Consider the following 21,940-nt stretch of genomic DNA (forward strand, 5'->3'; position numbering starts at 1 on the left):
CTGGACCGGGTTCGGCACGTTCCTCGCAGTGTTCCTGCTGCTCGATTTCGCGACGATGCCGCCGCCGATCCCCGATTATGCCGGGGTGCGCGCGGCGTGGCAGCCGTCGGAGGCGTGGCTGTACGACCGCAACGGCGTGCTGATCGATTCGGCACGCGTCGATTTCGCGCGGCGGCGGCTGGGCTGGACCCCGCTCGACAAGGTGGCGAAGCCCGTCGCGGACGCGGTGGTCGCGGCGGAGGATCATCGCTTTTACGCGCACAGCGGGGTCGATTGGCTGGCGACGCTCGGCGCGCTGCGCGATCGGCTCGAGGGCAAGCGCTCGCGCGGCGCCTCGACCTTGTCGATGCAAGTCGCCGCGTTCCTCGCCCCCGACCTCGCCCGGCCCGGTGCGCGCGGTTGGTTCGACAAGATCCGCCAGATGCGCGCCGGGCTCGCGATCGACGGAGCGTGGCGCAAGGATCAAATCCTTGAAGCCTATCTCAACCTCGCGGGCTATCGCGGCGAAGCGCAGGGGATCGGTGCCGCCGCGCTCGGGCTGTTCGGCAAGACCCCCGACGCCTTGAGTCGCGACGATGCCCTGCTGCTGGTGGCGTTGCTCCCCGATCCGCAGGCGAGCGCGCCGAGCGTCGCGCGGCGTGCGTGCGGGCTGGCGCACGAGGAGGATTGCGCGCGGTTCGAGGCTGCGGCCTATTCGATGCTCGGTCCCGCGCGCAGCCTGCAGCTCGATCCCGGGCTTGCCCCGCACCTCGCGTCGCGGTTGCTGATCCGACCGGGGCTCAAGGTCACCACGACGCTCGACATCAACGTCCAGCGCGTCGCGATCGCCGCGCTCAAGCGCCAGCTCGAAGGATTGGGCGGCAGCCGCGCGCGCGACGGCGCGGTGGTGGTGCTCGACAATGCGACCGGCGACGTGCTCGCCTATGTCGGCGGGATCGGCGGCAATTCGACCGCCGCCGCGGTCGATGGCGCGAACGCGTACCGTCAGGCGGGATCGACGCTCAAGCCGTTCCTCTACGCCCAGGCGATCGAAAAGGGGTATCTGACCGCCGCGTCGATTCTCGACGATTCGCCGGTTCAGCTCGACACGGCGTCGGGACTCTACGTGCCGCAGAATTACGACAAGGGGTTCAAGGGGCCGGTGTCGGTGCGGTCCGCGCTCGCCGGGTCGCTCAACGTGCCGGCGGTGCGCACGCTGCTGCTGGTCGGAGTGGATTCGTTCCGCGACCGGTTGTTCGACACGGGCTATCAGGGGCTCGTCGAGGACGGCGACTATTACGGCTATTCGCTGGCGCTGGGCTCCGCCGAAGTGACGTTGCTCGAACAAGCCGATGCCTATCGCAGCCTTGCCAATGGCGGGCGCTGGAGCCCGGTTCGGCTAACGGCCACCGATCCGCGTCCCGAGGCCCGCGCGATCACCAGCCCGCAATCGGCGTGGATCGTCGGAAACATGCTGTCCGACCCCAACGCACGCGCGGTGACGTTCGGGCTCGATTCCTCGCTGCGGCTGCCGTTCTGGGCGGCGGTGAAGACCGGCACGTCGAAGGCGATGCGCGACAATTGGTGCGTTGGCTTTTCCGACCGCTACACCGTCGCGGTGTGGGTCGGAAATGTCGAAGGCGACGCGATGCGCGCGGTGTCGGGGACTAGCGGTGCCGCACCGGTATGGCGCGACGTGATGCTCGCACTCCACGACGGTCGACCGAGCCAGGCCCCGGCGATGCCGCAAGGGGTTGAGGAGCGGACGATCGCCTATGCCAACGCGATCGAGCAACCGCGTCGCGAATATTTCCTCAAAGGGACCGCAATGACGCTGATCGCCAGCGCGCCGGGCGAATCGCGCCGGCCGCGCATCACCAACCCGGTGTCGGGCAGCGTCTACGCGATCGACCCCGACATTCCGATCGACCGTCAGCGGTTGGCGGTCGCGGTAACCGGCGATGCGGTGACGCACCGGCTGCTGCTCGACAAACAAGATTTGGGGGATGCGAGTACTGCGCCAATGATTTTACCGGGGCCCGGGCGGCATCGGCTCGCGCTGCTCGATCTCGGCGGCAAGGTCGTCGATCAAGTGGTCTTCACGATGCGCTGAGCGGGCGCGACATTCGACTTCAAATGTTGGATTTCGGGTGTCATGCTCGATTCGCGATGAGCCATGGTCTTGCGAAATGAGTGCACACGGCGCGTTCGGATGCGGCAGGAACAGGCGGCCGGAAGTTAAAAAATGGCCGCGTCTATCGTAAACTTCGGGCGGCCAAAGGCGCCCGGGCGGGCATTGAAATCGCCCGGGCGCCTGCCACTACTGGATTTACCAGTAGAAGTTGTTGATCACGCGAATGACGATGCCGCGGCGCGTATCGACGAGCAGCAGATCGTCATAGTGTCGCACCCAGCGCTGGCCGTAGCCGGCGGCCGGCAGGCGATAGCGCCACGGATCGGCGATCCAATAGCTCGACCCGTAATAGCTTGGCGCGATGCGCACGCCCGCGCGGAACGCGTTGTAGCGGAACGGCGCGCGCCAATTGCCGCGTGAATAGACGCTGCGGTTGGTGTTGCGCCAGGTGCGCCAGTCGTCGTTGCCCCAGCGGCGGTTGCGGTCGTCGCGAAAATCGCGGCGGTCCTCGCGCAGGTCCCGGCGGTCGTCGCGAATCTCACGGCGGTCGCGGCGGATGTCGCCACGCGATTGCCCTTCGGCGGCGACTGGCATGATCGTCGCGGCCACCAGCGCAGTGAGGATCAGTTTACGCATGATCGTCTCTCCATTGTTGCGGCGGCGCGAATCGAATGCGCCGCCAATGGAGAGCGGTTTAGGCTGCCGGGACTGAACCGGCCTCGAACGCGCTGGTCATGTTAGGGCAAGGGTTAGGGTTGAGAATCGTCCCCGCCGCCCTTACCCGCGCCTGCCGCGCCGACCGAGCCGATATTGCCGAACAATTCCTCGAAGAAACCGCGCTTGCGGCCCAAAGTCGGCGTGGTCTTGCCGTACGGGTCGATCGAGGCGACCTGATCGACCCCGGTGCGGGTGATGTTCTGCACCACGCCGGCCTGGGTAAAGCTGATCTTCAGCGTGATCTGGCTCTTCGCCTTGGGCTTCAAGTACGCCAGGTTGCGGCTGTCGCGGGCGATATAATACCAGTCGCCGGTGTTGAACTGACTGGCGAAGCTGGGCTTGCCCAGCGTTTGCAGCACCGATCCGCGATTATCGACCCCGGGCTGGACCGAATTCACCAAATCGGCATCGATAATGTACCCCTGATGCGAGCGCAGCGGCACGCAGCCGGCGGCGAGCGTCAGCACCGCAGCCGTTGCGGTGAGGCTCATGATCCGGACGGCCTTGGTCATTCTATTCTCCCGCGCACACGCTCGTTACCCGCGCCGATTGCATCGCGCGCCGTTCGCCTCAATATGCGGAGCGTCGCGGTGGCACAAGGCTGCTGGTGGTCAGCGTAGACCCTGGGGTGAATGATGGGCTTTTTCGACCGATTTAAGGCAAAGCGTACCGAGACGACGGCACTCTACACCGCCATCGTGGCCAAGGCGCGTGAGCCGCATTGGTATGTCGCGGGTGCGGTGCCCGACACGGTCGATGGGCGGTTCGATGCGATCGCCGCGGTGCTTGCGATGGCGATGCTGCGGCTGGAGGACGACCCCGCCGGCATCCCGGTCGCGACGCATCTGGCCGAGGCGTTCGTCGACGACATGGACCCGCAATTGCGCGAGATCGGGATCGGCGACCTGTTGGTCGGAAAGCATGTCGGGCGGATGATGGGCATGCTTGGCGGGCGGCTTGGCGCGTATCGCGACGCGCTGGCGGCGGGCGACCTCAAGCCGGCACTGGTTCGCAATCTCTATCGCGGTGAAGTGCCGGATGATGTCGCGCTGGCGCATAGCGAGCGCGAGTTGTTGGCGCTGCATAAGGCATTGGCGGCGGTCGCCGTCGATTTCCTCGTCGCGGGCGACTTGCCGTGAGCGCGCCCGAATTCTCGCACCCGATCCGCGTCGAGACGATCGGCGATGCGGCGCAGACGATTGCGATCGAAGCGGACGAGGGGGAGCGCGCTGCCCTGGCAAAACGCTTCGAACTGATCGCGCTCGATGCTCTCACCGCCAGCTTTACGATCCGCCGCGATGCGCAGGGAATCGTCGCCGACGGCCGCGTGAAGGCGGCCTTGGTGCAGGCCTGCAGCGTGACCGGTGATCCGCTGCCTGCGCGCATCGACGAATCGGTTGCGCTCCGCTTTGTGCCCGAAGGGAGCGATGAGCAGGACGAGGTTGAACTGGCCGATGGCGATCTTGACGTCATCCCGTATGCCGGCAGCGACATTGATCTCGGCGAGACGGCGGCCGAGACCGTGTTGCTGGCGCTCGATCCGTTCCCGCGCGGACCGGGCGCGGAGTCAGTGCTGAAAGCGGCCGGGGTGATCGGTGAGGACGAAGCCAAGCCGCTCGGCGCGCTGGCCGGCTTGAAAGACATATTGACCGGACGATAGTGACCGAACGCGATTGACGGCCGGTTAAGTGAAATCAAACAAATTTGTGATTTTATTGGCGCCATGGCCAGTCAAAATCCGAATCCGCAGATCCATCCCGCTATTGCGTCCGTTGAACACGGCGCGACGGTGCCGATCGACGTCATCGCCTCAGTGGCACGCGCCGACCCCGAGCGGATCGCGCTCGCCGCCGCGTGCGGGACGCTCAGCTATGCCGAGCTCGACCAGCGCGCCGATCGCGTCGCGGGCTGGCTGCGCGGGATGGGCGTCGGGCCGGAAAGCCTTGTCGGGATCTGCATGGAGCGGTCGTTCGACCAGCTGACGCTCGCGCTCGGCGTTTGGAAAGCGGGCGGCGCCTATCTGCCGCTCGACCCGTCATGGCCCGACGGGCGCCTACGCATGATCGTCGAGGAGGCTGCTTGCGCGGTCGTGATCGGTCGCAGCGAAGCGGCCGAGCGGCTGGAGGGAGTCGAAACTCCCGTCGTCGCGCTCGACTGGAGCATTTTGCCGACCGCCGAAGACAGACCGGCGATGCCGCCTAGCGCGAACGCTTTGGCCTATGTCATCTATACCTCGGGCACAACCGGACGTCCGAAGGGCGTCGAGGTCACCCACGATAACCTCGCGCATCTAATCGCGTGGCATAACGATACGTTCGGCATCACGTCGGAGGATCGCGGCAGCCATCTCGCCGGGCTCGGGTTCGACGCGTCGGTGTGGGAGGTATGGCCGTATCTGGTGGCGGGCGCCTCGGTCGTGCTCGCGACCGACGATGTGCGCACCTCCGACGTGCGGCTCAAGGCATGGCTGATCGTGCAGGGCGTGACTGTCGCGTTCGTCCCTACCGCGCTCGCGCAGGATTTGATCCGCGACGATTGGGCGAGCGGCGCGCACTTGCGCTATCTGCTGACCGGCGCCGACCGTTTGCTCGGTCGCCCCCGCGCCGGATTGCCGTTCGCGCTGGTCAACAATTACGGCCCGACCGAATGCACCGTGGTCGCGACCTCCGCGACCGTACCGCCCGAAGCGACCGAAAAGGGCCTGCCGCCGATCGGCTATCCCATTGGTGCGACTGTCATTCATATCCTCGATGCAACCGGTCAGCCCGTCGGAAGTGGCGAGCAGGGCGAGATTTTCATCGGCGGACCGCAGGTCGCGCGCGGCTATCGCCACCAGCCGGCGATGACTGCCGAAAAGTTCGTAACGATCGACGGGGCACGCTTCTACCGCACCGGCGACCTGGGGTCGTTGCGCACGGACGGCCAGATCGCCTTCCACGGGCGGGTCGACGACCAGGCTAAGGTGCGCGGGCATCGCGTCGAGCCCGAAGAGACCGCCAGCGTGCTGCGCGACCATCCGGCGGTGCGCGCCGGGGCCGTAATCGCCGCCCCCGCCGCCGATGGCGGCGACATGCTGGTCGGCTATGTCGTCACCGGCGACAATGTGACGGCGGAGGATTTGCGCGACTATCTGGCGCAGACGCTCCCCGACTATATGATCCCCGCCGCGTTCGTGCGGATGGACGAACTGCCGCTCACCCCCAACGGCAAGCTCGACAAGAAGGCGCTGCCCGAACCGTCCGACGACAACGCCTTGGCCTCGGCCGGATTCGCCACCGCGCAGACCGCTGCGGAAGAGCGGCTGGTGACGATCCTCGAAGCCGTGCTCGGCCGCGGCAATGTGGGGATCGACGACAATTTCTTCCTGCTCGGCGGGCACTCGCTGCTCGGCACGCAAGTCGTGTTGCGCTCCGGGGAGGCGTTCGGGATCGACCTGACGCTGCGCGACTTGTTCCAGGCACCGACGATCCGCCAGCTGGCGCTGCGGATCGAGGAGATCGTCATGGCGATGATCGAGGCGATGAGCGACGACGAAGCCCAGGCCCGCGCCGCCGGATAGGACCGACCATGACCGACCAGACCCCCATCAAGGCGGCCGCGCCGTTCGACCCGAGCCTAAGCCTGTTCCAGCTGCTCGACCCGGCGGTCCATGCCGATCCGTACCCGTTCTACCAGCGGCTGCGCGAGGAAGCGCCGGTGATGTGGGACCCGTTCATGCACACCTGGGTCGTCACGCGGTACGAGGACGTGCACGTCGTGCTGAAGGAATTCAGCGCCGACCGCACCCCTGACCCGAAGAAGATGGAAGCGCTTGGCTTGCCCTCGCTCGGTCCGGTCGCCGACGTGATGGCGAAACAGATGCTGTTCCTCGACGCGCCCGACCACACGCGCTTGCGCAAATTGTGCATGAGCGCCTTCACCCCGCGCCGGGTCGAGGCGATGGAGGAAGTTGTCCAGCGCATCGCCAACGACCTGATCGACGCCAGCGCGCCGCGCGGCGAAATGGACGTCATCGCCGACTTCGCCGAGCCCTATCCCGCGATCGTCACCGCCGGGCTGCTCGGCGTGCCGCTCGAGGATCATCGCCAGCTCAAGGCCTGGTCGGCAACGTTCGCGGAGATGCTCGGCAATTTCCAGCACAACCCCGACCGTATCCGCGACGTGCTCAAATGCGTCGCCGACATGACCGGCTATTTCCGCGACGCGGTGCGCGAGCAGGAGCGGGAACCCCACGACGGGCTGATCCGCTCGCTGATGGATGCCGAGGTCGACGGGCAACGGCTGAGCGAGGACGAGGTCATCGCCAACACGATCGTCACGATGGTCGGCGGGCAGGAGACCACCACCAACCTGATCGGCAGCGGCCTGCTGACGCTGATCGGCCAGCCCGACAAGCTCGCCCAGTTGCGCGACAATCCCGACATCATCGACACCGCGGTCGAGGAGCTGCTGCGCTTCGAATCGCCGAGCCAGCACACCGCGCGCATCGTCAAGCAAGACACGATGATGGGCGGCAAGCTGATGCGTAAGGGCGAGGCGGTGATGGCGGTGATGGCCGCGGGTAATCGCGATCCCGAGCGTTTCCCCAACCCCGACACGCTCGACCTGATGCGCACCGACAACCGCCACCTCGCGTTCGGCTGGGCGGCGCATTTCTGCTTCGGCGCGGCGCTGGCGCGGATGGAGGCGCGGATCGCCTATACGACGCTGCTCGCGCGGCTTGGCGATATCCGCGTGACGAGCGACACGCTCGAATGGCGCACCAATTCGGGGCTGCGCGGGCTGAAGGCGCTGCCGATCGCGTTCCGCGCGGTGGAGGCCGCTGCGTGAACGCGCACGCGTCGATGTCCGATTCGAAGCGGGCACTCCTCGAAAAGATGATGCGCGGCGGCGGCGAGGCGGCGGACAAGCCCGCGTCGATCCAGCCGCGCGCGCCCGACGCGCCGATCCCGCTCTCCGCCGACCAGCGCCAGGTGTGGCTCCACGCCATCATGGCGCCGGATATGCCGCTGTATAACGAATCGATCACGATCCACCGCTTCGGCAGCTTCGACCGCGGCGCGATGGAGCGCGCGGTCAACGAAATCCTCCGCCGGCACGAAGCGTGGCGCACCGCGTTCGTCGAGGAAAATGGCGAGCTCGTCCAGCGCGTGCGCGAGCATAGCGACATCGACTTGCCGTACGACGACGTCAGCCATTTGCCCGAAGCCGAGCGCGACGCCGCCGCGCTGGCGATCGGGCAGGAGGATGCGCGCCGCGCGATCGACCTGAACGATGCACCGCTGTTTCGCGCGCGGATTGTCAAGCTCGCCGACGACAACCACCGGCTCTATTTCACGCTCCACCACATCATCTTCGACGGCGTCGCGATCTATCGCGTGATCGTCCCCGAGCTCGCCAAGCTGTACCACGCCTTCTCGCTTGGCATCCCGTCGCCGCTACCGATGCCGGCGCTCCAGTACGGCGATTATACCGTCTGGCAGCAGGAGCATCTGAAGAGCCGGGCCATCCGGAAACAAGTCGATTACTGGTGCCAGACGCTCGCCGATGCGCCGCCCAAGCTCGAACTGGTTGGCGACCGCATCAAGCCGGCGCGCCCGACGCACGCCGGGTCGATGGAAGTCTTCGAGATTCCGAACGACCTGATCGAACGGCTCAAGCTGGTCGGCCAGCGCCACGGCGTCACGCTCTACATGACGTTGCTCGCCGCCTATCACGCGCAGCTCCACCTCTATTCGGGCGAAGAGGACATCGTCGTCGGCGGAGTCACCGATCTCCGCCGCCGCCCCGAGCTCGAGAACGTCGTCGGCTATTTCCTCAATACGATCGCGCTTCGGGCCAAGCCCAGGGGGGAGACGCGGTTCAGCGATTTCCTGACCGAGGTCCGCGATTCGGTGCTCGGCGCGCTCGCCGCGAGCGAAGCGCCGTTCGACGAGGTCGTCCGCGCGCTCGACGTCAAACGCCAGCCCGGCACGCATCCATTGTTCAATTGCCTGTTCTCGATCGAGCCGCCGGTCGATCCCTTCCCCGCAGGGTGGGATTTGACCCAGATGGACGTCGTGGTCGGCGGCGCGAAGTTCGACCTCTACCTCGAGCTCGACGAGCGCCAGGGCGAGGGAATGCACGGCCGCTTCCTCTATTCGACCGAATTGTTCGATCCATCGACGGTGCGGCGGATAATCGGCCATTATCTGACGATCCTCGAGGGCGTCGCCGCGGGTGCCGATCGGCCGCTTAAGGACTTGCCGTTGCTGGATGCGGCCGAACGGCACCAACTGCTGGTCGAGTGGAACGACACGGCCGCGCCCCCGGCACCCGCAATGCTCCCCGACGCGTTCCGCGCGGAAGTCGCGGTTCGCCCCGACGCGACCGCGATCCGCTTCGGCGACCAGGCGATGACCTACGCCGCGCTCGACGCGCGGGCCGATGCGATCGCCGCGACGTTACACACAGCAGGCCTCCAGCGCGGCGATCTGATCGGCATCTGCCTCGACCGCTCGATCGACATGGTCGCGGCGTTGCTTGGCGTGCTGCGGATCGGCGCGGCGTATTTGCCGCTCGATCCCGATTTCCCGTCGGCGCGGCTCGACTACATCGTCGGCGATGCCGGCGCGAAGGTGTTGCTGTCCGAACGCAAGCTGGCCGATACGCTCCCCGACTGCCCGCTGCCGCGTATCCTGATCGACGATATCGGCGACACTGCCGACGAGGCACCGAGCGTGGCGATCGCGCCCGGCGATCTCGCTTACGTGCTGTATACGTCGGGCTCGACCGGGCATCCCAAGGGCGTCGAGATCAGCCACGGTGCGCTGATCAACCTGCTCGCGTCGATGCGCGACCGGCCCGGCTTCGGCGCCGGCGATTCGCTGCTCGCGGTGACGACCTTGTCGTTCGACATTGCGATGCTCGAACTGTTCCTGCCGCTGATGGCCGGCGGCGAAGTGATCGTCGCGCCGCGCCGGAGCGCGGTCGATCCGCGCGCGCTGATCGAGCTGATCGACTCCGCGCATCCGACGGTGATGCAAGCGACCCCCGCGACGTGGCGTGCGCTGATCGAGGCCGGCTGGCAGGGGTCGCCCGACTTGCGCATCCTATGTGGCGGCGAAGCCTTCCCGCGCGGCTTGGCCGAGGCGCTGCTGACGCGCGCCGCCGAAGTCTGGAACGTCTACGGTCCGACCGAGACCACGATCTGGTCGACCATCGCGCACGTCACGCATGGCGACGGCCCGGTCCCGATCGGCCGGCCGATCGCGAACACTGCGATCCACATCCTCGACGCGTACGGCAACACCGCACCGATCGGCGTAATCGGCGAGCTCTATATCGGCGGTGCGGGCCTCGCCGAGGGCTATCGCAACCGACCCGACCTTACCGCTGAGCGGTTCCTCACGGTACGCGGCGAGCGGCTGTACCGCACCGGCGACCTCGCGCGCTATCGCCCCGACGGCACGATCCTGTGTCTCGGCCGGGTCGACAATGACGAGAAGATTCGCGGGTATCGCGTCGCGGTCGAGGAGATCGAGGGCGCGCTGGCGAAGCATCCGCTGATCGCGGCCGCCGCGGTGCGCAGCTGGCCCGATGCGTCGGGCGAACGCGCGCTCGCCGCGTATGTCGTGCCGCATGGGGAGGCGCCGCCGGACCGCGCGACGTTGCGCGCGCATCTGGCGCAGACATTGCCCGATTACATGGTTCCGTCGCACTTCGAGCTGTTGGCCGCGCTGCCGATGACGCCGAACGGCAAGATCGACCGCAAGGCGCTGCCCCATCCGGGCGGCAACGCCGCGGTCGTGGTCGAACCCGCCCAAGGCGAGACCGAGCAAGCGCTTGCCGCGATCTGGTGCGACATATTGCGGATTCCCATGGTCGGCCGCGACGACAGCTTCTTCGACCTCGGCGGCCACTCGCTATTGGTCGCGCGACTGCTGGTGCGGATCGAGCAGCATTGGGGCCGCCGCGTCGGCATGGCCGAATTCTTCCAGTCGCCGACGCTGAGCAAGCTCGCCGCGCGGATCGACAGCAACCCGACGGTAGAAGTCGGCGCGCTGGTTCCGCTGCAGCCGCTCGGCGACGCATTGCCGCTTTTGTGGATCGACGGCGGGCCGACCTTCCTGGCGCTGGCCAGGGCGATGGGGACCGACCGGCCGTTCCTCGGCCTCGCGCTCGGCCCGATCCTCGAGCGCGACCTCAAGCCCGGCATGCGGTTCGAGGATATCGCCGCTGCGGTGGTGGCGGTCATCCGCCAGCGCCGCCCGCGCGGGCCGTATCTGATCGGCGGCTGGTGCACCAACGGCATCCTGGCGTTCGAGATCGCGCGCCAGTTGCGCGCCGCCGGCGACGAGGTGCCGCTGCTGGCGCTCGGCCACACGATGAACCCGGTCGCGTTCCAGGAGATCACCACCACGCAGATGCGGCTGAGCAAGGCGCGCTATCATCTTGGTGTGTGGAAGAGCCTGCCGTTCAATCAGCGCGTCGGTTATGCGATGGAGCGCGCGCGCGGTATGCTCGAAGAGGTCGGGATGGCCGATGCCGACCGGCTCGATGGCCGGTACCGGCCATTCGCGGCGGCGCTCGAGCAGGCGGCGTACGGCTACACGCCCGGCGCGTATGACGGCGCAGTCGCTCTGTTCCAGCCAGACGAACGGCTCGACGTGCTCGATACGCGGCCGGGCTGGGCGAGCGTCGTCACCGGCCCGCTCGCGACGTACGACATTCCCGGCTCGCATGGCACGATGACCGAACCGCCCAACGCCGATGTCTTCGCCACACACTTGCGCGCGGCCATCGAGGCAGCCTTGTCCCCAGGGCGGATCGCGGCGGCGGCATGATCGCGCCGGCGCGGGTCGCGGCGGATTTGCCCGAATCGGGCGGAGTCGCGCTGGCGCTGTCCGATCTCGACGTGGCGCCGGAAGCGTTGACGGCGTGTTACACCCTACTCTCGCCGGACGAGCGCGACCGTGCGAGCCGCTTTCGGTATGCGCGCGACCGCGACCGATATATCGCACGGCGCGGCCAGTTGCGCACGCTGTTGGCAGCAGAAGTCGACCAGGCACCCTTTGCCTTGCGCATCGTGGAAGATTCCTATGGGCGGCCGTTTCTGGCCGATCACCCGGATGTGCATTTCAACTTGTCCCATTCAAACGGCCGCGCGCTATTCGCGGTCGCGCATGGCATCCGGGTCGGTTGCGACCTGGCGTGGCGCGATCCCGACCTCGCTTGCCCGAGGGTCGCCGCGCGGCTGTTCGCGCCGGCGGAATGCGTCGCGCTGGACGCGCTCCCGCCCGAGCAATGGGTCGCGGGGTTCTACAATTGCTGGTCGCGCAAGGAGGCTTTCGTCAAGGCGATCGGGCTGGGCCTATCCTACTCGCTTCACGCCTTCACCGTCTCGGTCGCGCCCGGCGAGCCCGCTCGGCTGATCGAGGGCGGCGCGGGTTGGTCGGTGTCTTCGTTCGAGCCCGCGCCCGGGTTTCAGGCAGCGCTGGTGAGGGGAGAGGCCGAGCGCGCGTCTGTCGGATGATACGGCTTGCCGCGCGCCATCGCGATCGCTTCGAGCAGCGTGTCCTTGGCGAACAGCATCAGCCAGCCGGCGTAGACCGCGCCGCCGACCGCCACCAGGATCAGCAACCGCACCTGCACCGCCATCGGCGGCAAAGCGTCGTCGAGCAACATCACCATCGCGCCCATTGCCAGCGCCGCCGTGACGGTGGGCAGGATCGCTCGGGCCAACGCGGCGGCGCTCAGCCCGATTACCGGCAACACCCATGCCGCGGTAATCGCGAGATAGATCGGATAGGCGACGAACCACGAAGCGGCGAGCCCGGTCACGCCCCAGCGCAACCCGGCCAGGAAGCAGATCGGCAGCAATATCGCGCCGACCACGCCGGTATGCACCGCGAGCCCCGGGCGCCCCATCGCGCTGCACGCGGGGCTGAACAGGACCTGGAGGGTCATGAACGGCATGGCCAAGGCGAGCAGTTGCACCAGCGGCGCCGCCGCGATCCATTTGGGCCCCAACACGGTTGCGACCAGCGGCTCTGCGGTCACAGCCAGACCGATATAAAAGGGCATCGCCACCAGCATCACCATCCGCGACGACCGCGCGAACCCTTCCGCCACGGCGGCGCGATTGTCCTGCATCCGCGCATAAATGGAGAAAGCGACGTCGTTGATCGCCGGCACGAACTTCGACACCAGGATCTGGGTCAGGAACAGGCCGGTCGTGTAGAGGCCGAGCGTCGCCGGATCGAGCACGCGCCCGGCGATGAACACGTCGGCCTGGCTCTGCAGGAACCAGAACAATTGCCCCGCCGCCATCAGCCCGCCGAACTTGGCGAGCGTGCCGGCTCCGCGGAAATCGAACAGCGGCTTGTAATGGTGCCTCGATGCGACGGTCATGCCGATCGCGCGGGTGATGTACAGCACCGCGGGCGCCGCGATCAGCGTCCACACGCCCAAACCGGCATAGGCCCCGGCCAGTGCGGTCAGTGCGCCGGTAACCGACGACGCCAGATAGACGCGCGCCTGATGCCTGAAATCGATCGCGCGGGCCAGCAGCGCATAGGGAAAGGCGACGAACGGCGTGGTGAAATAGAGGAACGACTGGACGCGCAGCATATCGGCGACGATCGGCTGGCGGAAATAGGCGGCGACCAGCGGCGCCATCACGAACTGCAGCGCACCGAGCGAGAAATTGAGCACGATCAGCATGCCGTACAATTGCCGGATCGTGCGTTCATCGGCGTCGGGCTTCTGGATCAATCCGCTCGCCAGCCCGGCGCCGTTCATCATGTTGAGCATCGCCAGCACGACCTGAGTCATTGCAAACAGGCCATAATCGTTCGGGCTGAGGATGCGGATCACCAGAAAGGTCGCGGCCCAGGTGATCAACTGCCCGACGATCTGCGACCCCGACCGCCAGATCACGGCTCGCCGCGCCTGAGCGAACAACGGCTCAGGCTCGCGATTCGGATCGGCGGCGGCTTCGGTCATCCGCCTTTTGTGCACGATAGATGCTTAAATGCGCCTAAAGGAGCGGGGATTAATCCGGGTCCGGGCCCAGTTCGGGATCGAGGTCGCGCGGGCGGGCGAACGCGGTCAGGGTGCATTTGCCGGGTGCGACGGCGCTCCATTCATCGCCTTCGCACATTATCACGGCGACGCTGGCTGTGGGAAATTTGGCTTCGACTTCGTCGCGTAGCGGGTCGCCCGTGCGGTCGGGGACGAGCAGCAGGATCAACTCCTCGAGCCCCGGGTTGTGGCCCGACAGCAGCAAGGCATCGGCACTGGCGGGCGCATGGTGCACCAGATCGAGCAGCATCGTCGCGGAAGCCAAATACGCGCGGCGGTCCCACTCGGGTTCGATCGCTCGGTCGTATCCCGCCGATACTTGGGTCAGCGTCTCGACCACACGCGCGGCGGGACTGGCGATGGCGTGGTCCCAGCTCAGCCCAAGCTCGCGCATGTGCCGACCCATCGTCCGCGCGGCGCGCTCTCCCTTGGAGTTGAGACGGCGGTCGAAATCGCGCGCACCGTGATCGTCCCAGCCCGATTTGGCGTGTCGGATGAGGATCAGGGTCTTCACGGTCGCCTTTTCGTCAAATGTCGGTCGTCTCTTGCACGACGCGGGTGACGGAAGAAAGACGCGATTGCACCCGCGCCACGGCTTCGTCGAGCGGCACGCGGGCGATCGGCACGCCGGGCGGGAAGGCGGCGAGCAGGCGGCTTGGCATTGCGGCGGACAGCAGGACGAATGCGCCCTTGTCGTCGGCGCGACGGATCAGCCGGCCAAACGCCTGGGCCAGCTTGGCGCGGACGAGGCGGTCGTCATAGGCGCTGCCGCCGCCCGCCAAGCGTCGCGCAGCATGAAGCACCGTCGGCTTGGCCCAAGGCACGCCCTCTAGAATGACTTGACGGAGGGATTCGCCAGGCACGTCGACGCCGTCGCGCAGCGCATCGGTGCCGATCAGGGACGCGCGTGGTTCATCGCGGAACATGTCGACCAGCGTCCCGGGGTCGATCGGGTCGACGTGCTGCGCGTAAAGCGGCAGGCCGTCGCGTGCGAGCCGGTCGGCGATGCGGGCGTGGACCCCGCGCAACCGCCGGATCGCGGTGAACAGCCCGAGCGTCCCGCCGCCCGCGGCTGCGATCAGCCGGGCGTACGCGTTGGCGAGCGCCGCGAGGTCACCACGCTTGACGTCGGTGACGATCAGTACCTCGGCCCGCGTCGCATAGTCGAATGGGCTGGCAACGTCGAAATGCCCGGCGGCGCGGTCGAGATGCGGCACGCCCGCGCGCGCGTCGGCGATTTGCCAGTCGGGGTCGCCGCCCTTGAGCGTCGCCGAGGTGACGAGCACGCCGTGCGCTGGCTTGAGCACCGTCGCGGCGAGCGGGCGGGTCGGGTCGAGCCAGCGGCGGTGGAGCCCGATATCGATCTCGCGCCCCTCGATCCGATCGACCGCGAGCCAGTCGACGAAATCGGGGTCGGCCGGGCCGCCGATCCGCGCGAGCAGGCTGATCCACGCGCCGACCGTCTCGGTGCGCCAGCCGAGCGAGGCGATCGCGCCCTCGATCCGCGCGCGCGCCGCGCCGTCCATCCAGTCGGGTCCTTCCGCCAGCACCGCTTCAAGGCGCTGGCCGAGCGTCATCATCGGGCGGAGCAGCGCCTCCAGGCCTTGCGCCGCAACGGCAGCGGCCTCGATCAAAGCGGGAAGCGGTTCTGCGAGTTCGGTTTCGAGCCCGTACCCGGCGTCGCCGTCCTGCGCGGCGCGGGCATAGACCATGCCGCGCGCGGCGCTGAGCAGCTTTTCGACCGCACCGAACGGGTCGCCCTCCGCCACGCGTTGCAGCCAGCCGTCGCTGGCGAGCGCGCGTGCCGCCTCGACCGCGTCCTGGATCGCGACGCCGCCGGCTTCGTCGTAGCTCGCCACGTCCGACAGCCGCGCCGCCAGCCCGCGCCGGCGCCCCCGCGCGGCCGCTTCGGGGCCGACGATCCATCGGCGGAGTTCGATCGATTCCTGTCCGGTCAACGCGACCCCGAACATCGAATCGGCCGCCTCGAACAAATGATGTCCCTCATCGAACACGTAGCGCGTCGGGCGGCTGATCGCCTCGCGCCCGCGTGCGGCGTTAACCATCACCAGCGCGTGGTTGGCGATGACGATATCGGCGTCGGCGCTGGCGCGCGCGGCGCGTTCGATGAAGCATTTGCGGTAGTGCGGGCAGCCGGCATAGACGCACTCGCCGCGCCGGTCGGTCAGCGCGGTCGATCCGTTGCGGCGGAACAAGGTGGGCAGCCAGCCGGGCAAATCGCCCCCGATCATGTCGCCATCCGCCGAAAACGCCGCCCAGCGCGCGACGAGGTGCGCGAGAATCGCGGCGCGCCCGGCGAACCCGCCCTGCAACGCATCCTCGAGGTTGAGCAGGCAGAGATAGTTCTCGCGGCCCTTGCGCGTGACGACGCGGCGGCGGCGTTCGGTGGCGTCGGGGATCAGGCGCGCAGTCTCGTGGTTGAGTTGGCGTTGCAGCGCCTTGGTGAAGGTCGAGATCCACACCGCCCCGCCCGCCTGCTCGGCCCAGAGCGACGCCGGGGCGAGATAGCCGAGCGTCTTGCCGATTCCCGTTCCCGCTTCGGCGAGCAGCATGTTGGGGTTGTCGCGCATCGCCCGTGGCGCGAACGCGGCGGCGGCGGCTTCGGCATAAGCGCGTTGACCGTTCCGCTGCTCGGCGTTGCTGCCGGTCAGGTAGTTGAGGCGATCGGCGATGTCGGCGTCGTCGAGCGTGACCGTCTTAGGTGCCGGGCGTGGCGCGATTTCGTCCCATTCGGGCAATTTGGAAAACAGCCAGCGCTCCTGCTGCGCTGGCCGCGCGATCCGGTCGGCGAGCAACGGCGCCCACGGCCAGCGCAACCGCGAGAGGCTCTGCGCCGCGGTCCATGCGCCTTCGCGCTCGGGCCAGTCGCCATCGGGGATCGCGAGCAGCGCGCTCGCCGCGTCGCGCAGGAAGGCGGCGATGCTCGCTTCATCCTCGGGCGGCGTGAGGCCAACCATCCGCGCGAGGCCACGCGGCGTCGGTGGGAGAAAGGTTGCGGGGCGCAGGAACGCGAACAGCTCAAGCAAATCGATCCCCGACAATTCGGCGTAGCCCAGCCGCTGCCCGACCAGGGGCGCGTTGAGTACGATCATCGGCGTATCCGCCGCGCGCCGGATCGCTTCGCCGCGCCCGACCGCGCGGGCGCCGTCGGCGTCGGCGATCCAGACTCCGGCGTGGCTGGCATGCAAAGCGGGGTAGGGGAGCATCTGCCCAGTGGTAGATAAGTGGAACAGATTGGCAACCTGCAATCCGTCACCCCGGACTTGATCCGGGGCCCCGCTATTGCGGCGACTTGAGAAGCGGGACCCCGGCTCAAGGCCGGGGTGACGAGTGGATGTCGGGTCGCTACGGGAGCAGCGTTATGACCGCATCCGAACTCCGCTCCGCCACCCTCGAATCCAAGGCCTGGCCCTACGAAGAAGCGCGCAAACTGCTGAAGCGCTACCCGGACGGTAAGCCCGACGGATCGCCGATGCTGTTCGAAACCGGCTATGGCCCGTCGGGGCTGCCGCATATCGGCACGTTCAACGAAGTGCTGCGCACGACGATGGTGCGCCACGCGTACGAGGAAATGGCCGGCCGCCCAACCCGGCTGATCGCGTTTTCGGACGATATGGACGGGCTGCGCAAGGTGCCCGACAACGTCCCCAACGGCGCGATGCTGGCCGAATATCTCGGCAAGCCGCTGACTCGAATCCCCGATCCGTTCGGCTGTCACGACAGTTTTGCCGCGCACAACAATGCGATGCTTCGGCAATTTCTCGACCGCTACGGGTTCGAGTATGAGTTCGTGTCGTCGACCGACTATTACACCGGCGGCAAGTTCGACGACGCGTTGCGCAATGTGCTGCGCAACTACGACGCAATCATGTCGGTGATGCTGCCGACGCTGCGCGCCGAGCGCCAGGCGACCTATTCGCCGGTGCTGCCGGTCAGCCCGACATCGGGCATCGTGCTTCAGGTGCCGGTCGAGGTGATCGATGTCGAGGCCGGGACGATCCGCTTCGTCGATGAGGGAAAGACCGTCGAGCAGTCGATCTTCGGGGGGCAGGCGAAGCTGCAATGGAAGCCCGATTGGGGGATGCGCTGGGCCGCGCTCGGCGTCGATTACGAGATGCACGGCAAGGATCTGATCGATTCGGCGATCCTCGGCGGCAAGATCGCGCAGATCCTCGGCGGGCGGAAGCCCGAGGGGCTGATCTATGAGATGTTCCTCGACGAAAAGGGCGAGAAGATTTCGAAGTCGAAGGGCAATGGCCTGTCGATCGACGAATGGCTGACCTATGGCCCCGACGAGAGCCTGGCGTTCTACATTTACCGCGAGCCCAAAAAGGCCAAGTCGCTCCACCTCGGGCTGATCCCGCGCGCGGTCGACGATTACTGGCAATTCCGCGGCAATTACGCCGGGCAGGACGCCAAGGAGCGGCTCGGCAACCCGGTGCACCACATCCATAATGGCCCGCCGCCAGCGGACGCGTTGCCGGTGACGTTCGGGCTGCTGCTCAACCTGGTCGGGGTGATGGGTAGCGGCGCGACCAAGGATCAAGTGTGGGGGTATCTCGGCAATTACGTCGCCGATGCCTCGCCCGGAAATTATCCCGCGCTCGACCAATTGATCGACTATGCGCTGGCCTATGCCCGCGATTTCGTTGCGCCGACGTTGGTGCGGCGCGCACCCGAGGGAGTCGAAATCGCGGCGCTCCAGCGGCTCGACGCCGACCTCGCCGCGTTGCCCGCGGATGCGCGCGCAGAGGACATTCAGAACATCGTCTACGAGATCGGCAAGACCGGCGGATTCGCTGAACTGCGGGACTGGTTCAAGGCGCTGTACGAGACGCTGCTCGGATCGAGTCAGGGGCCGCGCATGGGCAGCTTCATCGCGCTGTACGGGGTCGAGAACACGCGCAAGCTGATCGCCGAGGCGCTGGCCAAATAGCGCCGAAAGTCGTCACCCCGGACTTGTTCCGGGGTCCACTGTGCCGCAAACCAAATTCACGCGGCACTTGCGGCCCGGTGGATGCCGGAACAAGTCCGGCATGACGGGTTAGGGACGTGCGCGACAGGAAAACAACAATTCTCCAGCGCTTCCTGTCCGACGAAGCCGCGGGCGGCATCGTGCTGATCGCGGCGGCGGCGTTGGCGATGGTTGCGGCCAATTCGCCGATTGCCGATGGCTATTTCCATCTTCTCCACGCCGAAACCGGTCCGGTCCTGTCGCCAAAGCTCGGCCCGACGACGGTCCATCTGTGGATCAACGACGCGGCGATGGCTTTGTTCTTTCTGCTCGTCGGGCTGGAGATCAAGCGCGAGCTGGTCGGCGGCGAATTGGCGAGCGCGGAGAAACGCCGCTTGCCGATCATCGCGGCGGTCGCGGGCATGGCCGTCCCCGCCTTTCTGTATCTCGCGGTCACCGGCGGCGCAGTTGAGGTGCGGAGCGGCTGGGCGATCCCGGCGGCGACCGACATAGCGTTCGCGATCGGGGTGCTTGCGCTGGCCGGCCCGCGCATACCTGCATCGCTCAAGCTCTTCCTCACCACCGTCGCGATCGTCGATGACATGGGCGCGGTGGCGATCATCGCCTTGTTCTACACGCACGGGCTGGCGCTCGCAGCGCTGGGCGGAGCGGCGGCGGTGGCGGGCGCCATGCTGGCGATCAACCGGTTCGGGGTGAAGGTCCTGTGGCCGTATCTGATCGGGTTCGCCGCGCTCTGGTATCTGGTGTTGCTGTCGGGCGTCCACGCGACAATCGCGGGAGTAGTCGCCGCGATGCTGATCCCCGGAGGCGGCGAGGATGAAAGTTCGCCGCTCCACCGCCTCGAACATGCACTCAGCCCATGGGTCGCGTTCGCGATCGTGCCGTTGTTCGGGTTCGCCAATGCTGGCGTATCGCTTTCGGGGATGAGCGTCGCGACGATCGCGCAGCCGCTGGTGCTCGGCATTGCGCTGGCGCTGTTCGTCGGCAAGCAGGTGGGGATCTTCGCCGCCGTCCGCGTTGCCGTCGCGCTCAGGTTCGCACAGCCGCCTGATGGCGCGAGCTGGCGCCAGGTTTACGGTGTAGCCTTGCTGTGCGGGATCGGCTTCACGATGAGCCTGTTCATCGGCGGGCTGGCATTTCCCGGCAGCGAGGCGATGATCGATCAGGTCAAGGTCGGCGTGCTGGCGGGGTCGATCGCCTCGGCGCTGGCCGGATTCGCCGTACTGCGGTGGGCGAAGTGAGGCGGTTCTTCGATCCCCGCCAGTTGCTCCACGCCCCGGCGCGCGAGCTGCACAATGGCGGTTTCACCGATTATGCCGAAACGCCGGCGCGCGCAGAGGCGATCCTGGCGGCGATCGGCAGGGCGGAATTGCCCGAGGATCGTGGCGAAGCGCCGATCTTAGCGGTCCATGACGCGGGCTATGTCGATTTCCTCAAGACGGCGGCGGCGCGGTGGGCCGACGCCGGACGGCCGGGCGACGCGGTCGGCTATGTCTGGCCGGTGGTCGGGCGGCGTCCGCTCAAGCTCGACCGGATCGACGCGCTGATCGGGCAATACAGCTTCGACGCCTCGACCCCGATCACCGCGCAGACCTGGACCAGCGCCTATTGGAGCGCGCAATCGGCGCTCGCCGCGACGCACGCGGTGCTGGCCGGCGACCGCGCCGCCTTCGCGCTGTGCCGCCCGCCCGGGCACCATGCCGGCGCGGACTATTATGGCGGATACTGCCACCTCAACGCCGCCGCGATCGCCGCGCAAGCGGCGCGCGACGCGGGTGTTGCCAAGGTTGCAATCCTCGACATCGACTATCACCACGGTAATGGGACGCAGGACATCTTCTGGACGCGCGGCGATGTGCTCTACGCTTCGCTCCACGCCGATCCGGCGACCGACTATCCCTTTTATTGGGGCCATGCCGACGAGGTCGGCGAGGCGGAAGGAGCGGGCGCGACGTTCAACCTGCCGTTACCGCAGGGCACCGGGCTCGATGCGTTTCGCGCGGCGCAGGCGAGGGCGCTCGATACGATTGCTACGTTCGGTGCGGAGTTGCTGGTGGTGAGCTTCGGCGCCGATACCTATGCCGACGACCCGATCTCCGCGTTCCGATTGCAAACGCCCGATTATGCCGTCCTCGCGGCCGACATCGCCGCCGTGGGCACACCCACGGTGATCGTGATGGAGGGCGGCTATGCGGTCAACGCGTTGGGCGCGAACGTCGCGAGCCTGTTGAGCGGGTTCTAGGGAACCTTTTCGGCGGGCGGCGCGTTCATATCCCGCTTGAACGAGAGATTGAGCGTTTGACGACCCGAAGCCATGTGCAGAGGATCGTCCAGGGAGCCCCGCCGCGCCATACGCGACGGGGCTTACTTTTTGTGATTCAGATTCCGAGCCATTGCAGGCCATCGGGCAAATCCACCGCAGCGAAATCTACTTGCAAGACACGTCGGCGCCTAGGGGCCGACGACGCTGCCGACGCGTGGAGGATCGGCGTCGCATAGAGCCAGACGTCTCCCGCTTCCGCCAGACAGGCCGCCGTGCCGCATCGCGCGACGACCGTATCGACATCGCGCTCAGCGATCCGCCCCAGCCGATGCGATCCGCGTGCGATCTGCAGCGGCGCGTTCGTTTCCGGCACCGAGTCTAGGTGAACGCGCATCGTCAGCATTCCGCCGAGGAGATCGGCAGGCGGTGCGACATGAACCATGCCGGACTTGATCGTCCAGGGCCCGAAACCCGCAGTTTCGATCCGCTCACGCACGACGATTATTCGGTCCTGATGCCAGCCCAGCGCCCAGTTATTGCCTTCGCTCTTGTTGAACAGGATCGCGCGGACGGGACGCGTTGCTTCGCCCAGTCTGGCTGCCGCTAAAGTGCCCAGTCCACCGGTGGGAGCTAGCAGCCTTGATAACTGGGGAATGCCGCGCAACCGCATCCCGGCGCGGTCGGCGGCCTGCGCGTCGGCGATTTTTTGAAGCTCGCCAAGAATCGAAAGGGCGGCGCGATCCAGTCGCACCGCCCCATCGGTTTCGAGTGTCAGCGACACGATCAG

16 protein-coding genes are annotated in these 21,940 nt (G+C 67.2%); 10 read left to right on the forward strand and 6 right to left on the reverse strand.

Annotated features, from left to right (window positions below; all coding sequences use genetic code 11):
* Nucleotides 1-55: 55 nt before the first annotated feature.
* A complete protein-coding gene (pbpC, locus tag JWM94_RS02695) occupies nucleotides 56-2,092 on the forward strand; it encodes a penicillin-binding protein 1C (protein ID WP_299421315.1) in 2,037 nt (678 codons plus the stop codon).
* A gap of 216 nt (nucleotides 2,093-2,308) precedes the next feature.
* Here the strand turns inward: pbpC and JWM94_RS02700 are convergent, their stop codons facing one another.
* Nucleotides 2,309-2,749 (reverse strand): RcnB family protein, encoded by a 441-nt coding sequence (locus JWM94_RS02700; RefSeq protein ID WP_299421213.1) that lies wholly within the window; start codon nucleotides 2,747-2,749, stop codon nucleotides 2,309-2,311.
* Nucleotides 2,750-2,862: 113 nt separating this feature from the next.
* Complete coding sequence (locus tag JWM94_RS02705; protein ID WP_299421218.1) at nucleotides 2,863-3,342, reverse strand: outer membrane protein assembly factor BamE; 480 nt, start codon at nucleotides 3,340-3,342, stop codon at nucleotides 2,863-2,865.
* Between the two features lie 123 nt (nucleotides 3,343-3,465).
* Between JWM94_RS02705 and JWM94_RS02710 the strand changes: the two genes are divergently transcribed.
* The 6 genes from JWM94_RS02710 (at nucleotide 3,466) to JWM94_RS02735 (ending at nucleotide 12,344) form a co-directional block, all read left to right on the forward strand.
* Nucleotides 3,466-3,969, forward strand: coding sequence for a ubiquinol-cytochrome C chaperone family protein (locus JWM94_RS02710; RefSeq protein ID WP_299421222.1), 504 nt, complete (start codon nucleotides 3,466-3,468; stop codon nucleotides 3,967-3,969).
* Nucleotides 3,966-4,490 carry a DUF177 domain-containing protein gene (locus tag JWM94_RS02715; protein WP_299421227.1) on the forward strand — a complete coding sequence of 175 codons (525 nt, stop codon included), beginning with the start codon at nucleotides 3,966-3,968 and terminating at the stop codon, nucleotides 4,488-4,490. Before JWM94_RS02710 ends, JWM94_RS02715 begins: the two co-directional genes overlap by 4 nt.
* Before the next feature lie 129 nt (nucleotides 4,491-4,619).
* Entirely contained in the window at nucleotides 4,620-6,389 is a 1,770-nt protein-coding gene (locus JWM94_RS02720) for a non-ribosomal peptide synthetase (RefSeq protein WP_299421230.1), read from the forward strand.
* Nucleotides 6,390-6,397: 8 nt separating this feature from the next.
* Nucleotides 6,398-7,660 (forward strand): cytochrome P450, encoded by a 1,263-nt coding sequence (locus JWM94_RS02725; RefSeq protein WP_299421235.1) that lies wholly within the window; start codon nucleotides 6,398-6,400, stop codon nucleotides 7,658-7,660.
* 14 nt (nucleotides 7,661-7,674) lie between these two features.
* On the forward strand, nucleotides 7,675-11,655 hold the full coding sequence (locus JWM94_RS02730; RefSeq protein ID WP_299421239.1) for an amino acid adenylation domain-containing protein: 3,981 nt from the start codon (nucleotides 7,675-7,677) through the stop codon (nucleotides 11,653-11,655).
* A complete protein-coding gene (locus tag JWM94_RS02735) occupies nucleotides 11,652-12,344 on the forward strand; it encodes a 4'-phosphopantetheinyl transferase superfamily protein (RefSeq protein WP_299421244.1) in 693 nt (230 codons plus the stop codon). Before JWM94_RS02730 ends, JWM94_RS02735 begins: the two co-directional genes overlap by 4 nt.
* On the opposite strand, the gene JWM94_RS02740 is transcribed toward JWM94_RS02735, so the two are convergent.
* Genes JWM94_RS02740 through JWM94_RS02750 form a run of 3 tightly spaced genes read right to left on the reverse strand, consistent with a single transcriptional unit; the run spans nucleotide 12,296 to nucleotide 17,121 of the window.
* Entirely contained in the window at nucleotides 12,296-13,816 is a 1,521-nt protein-coding gene (locus JWM94_RS02740) for a lipopolysaccharide biosynthesis protein (protein ID WP_299421248.1), read from the reverse strand. The genes JWM94_RS02735 and JWM94_RS02740 overlap by 49 nt on opposite strands.
* A 49-nt stretch (nucleotides 13,817-13,865) precedes the next feature.
* Nucleotides 13,866-14,408, reverse strand: coding sequence for a histidine phosphatase family protein (locus JWM94_RS02745; RefSeq protein WP_299421253.1), 543 nt, complete (start codon nucleotides 14,406-14,408; stop codon nucleotides 13,866-13,868).
* A gap of 13 nt (nucleotides 14,409-14,421) precedes the next feature.
* Nucleotides 14,422-17,121, reverse strand: a complete 2,700-nt coding sequence (locus JWM94_RS02750; RefSeq protein ID WP_299421258.1) for an ATP-dependent DNA helicase — start codon at nucleotides 17,119-17,121, stop codon at nucleotides 14,422-14,424.
* 155 nt (nucleotides 17,122-17,276) lie between these two features.
* Here JWM94_RS02750 and JWM94_RS02755 point away from each other — a divergent pair, with 155 nt between their 5' ends.
* The 3 genes from JWM94_RS02755 (at nucleotide 17,277) to JWM94_RS02765 (ending at nucleotide 21,132) form a co-directional block, all read left to right on the forward strand.
* Nucleotides 17,277-18,851 carry a lysine--tRNA ligase gene (locus tag JWM94_RS02755; protein WP_299421263.1) on the forward strand — a complete coding sequence of 525 codons (1,575 nt, stop codon included), beginning with the start codon at nucleotides 17,277-17,279 and terminating at the stop codon, nucleotides 18,849-18,851.
* Nucleotides 18,852-18,967: 116 nt separating this feature from the next.
* Entirely contained in the window at nucleotides 18,968-20,131 is a 1,164-nt protein-coding gene (gene nhaA, locus JWM94_RS02760; protein WP_299421267.1) for a Na+/H+ antiporter NhaA, read from the forward strand.
* Nucleotides 20,128-21,132, forward strand: coding sequence for a histone deacetylase family protein (locus tag JWM94_RS02765; RefSeq protein WP_299421272.1), 1,005 nt, complete (start codon nucleotides 20,128-20,130; stop codon nucleotides 21,130-21,132). The genes nhaA and JWM94_RS02765 overlap by 4 nt, the downstream gene beginning before the upstream one ends.
* 136 nt (nucleotides 21,133-21,268) lie before the next feature.
* On the opposite strand, the gene JWM94_RS02770 is transcribed toward JWM94_RS02765, so the two are convergent.
* Nucleotides 21,269-21,934 carry a phytanoyl-CoA dioxygenase family protein gene (locus tag JWM94_RS02770; RefSeq protein ID WP_299421276.1) on the reverse strand — a complete coding sequence of 222 codons (666 nt, stop codon included), beginning with the start codon at nucleotides 21,932-21,934 and terminating at the stop codon, nucleotides 21,269-21,271.
* Between the last annotated feature and the right edge of the window lie 6 nt (nucleotides 21,935-21,940).

It is taken from the genome of Sphingomonas bacterium, from assembly GCF_028289855.1.
Taxonomy (GTDB): domain Bacteria; phylum Pseudomonadota; class Alphaproteobacteria; order Sphingomonadales; family Sphingomonadaceae; genus Sphingomonas.

Coding starts and splice junctions, on each gene's coding strand:
- pbpC (WP_299421315.1), top strand. CDS start 56: ATGCCGCCGCCGATCCCCGATTATGCCGGGGTGCGCGCGGCGTGGCAG.
- JWM94_RS02700 (WP_299421213.1), bottom strand. CDS start 2,749: ATGCGTAAACTGATCCTCACTGCGCTGGTGGCCGCGACGATCATGCCA.
- JWM94_RS02705 (WP_299421218.1), bottom strand. CDS start 3,342: ATGACCAAGGCCGTCCGGATCATGAGCCTCACCGCAACGGCTGCGGTG.
- JWM94_RS02710 (WP_299421222.1), top strand. CDS start 3,466: ATGGGCTTTTTCGACCGATTTAAGGCAAAGCGTACCGAGACGACGGCA.
- JWM94_RS02725 (WP_299421235.1), top strand. CDS start 6,398: ATGACCGACCAGACCCCCATCAAGGCGGCCGCGCCGTTCGACCCGAGC.
- JWM94_RS02730 (WP_299421239.1), top strand. CDS start 7,675: ATGTCCGATTCGAAGCGGGCACTCCTCGAAAAGATGATGCGCGGCGGC.
- JWM94_RS02735 (WP_299421244.1), top strand. CDS start 11,652: ATGATCGCGCCGGCGCGGGTCGCGGCGGATTTGCCCGAATCGGGCGGA.
- JWM94_RS02740 (WP_299421248.1), bottom strand. CDS start 13,816: ATGACCGAAGCCGCCGCCGATCCGAATCGCGAGCCTGAGCCGTTGTTC.
- JWM94_RS02750 (WP_299421258.1), bottom strand. CDS start 17,121: ATGCTCCCCTACCCCGCTTTGCATGCCAGCCACGCCGGAGTCTGGATC.
- JWM94_RS02755 (WP_299421263.1), top strand. CDS start 17,277: ATGACCGCATCCGAACTCCGCTCCGCCACCCTCGAATCCAAGGCCTGG.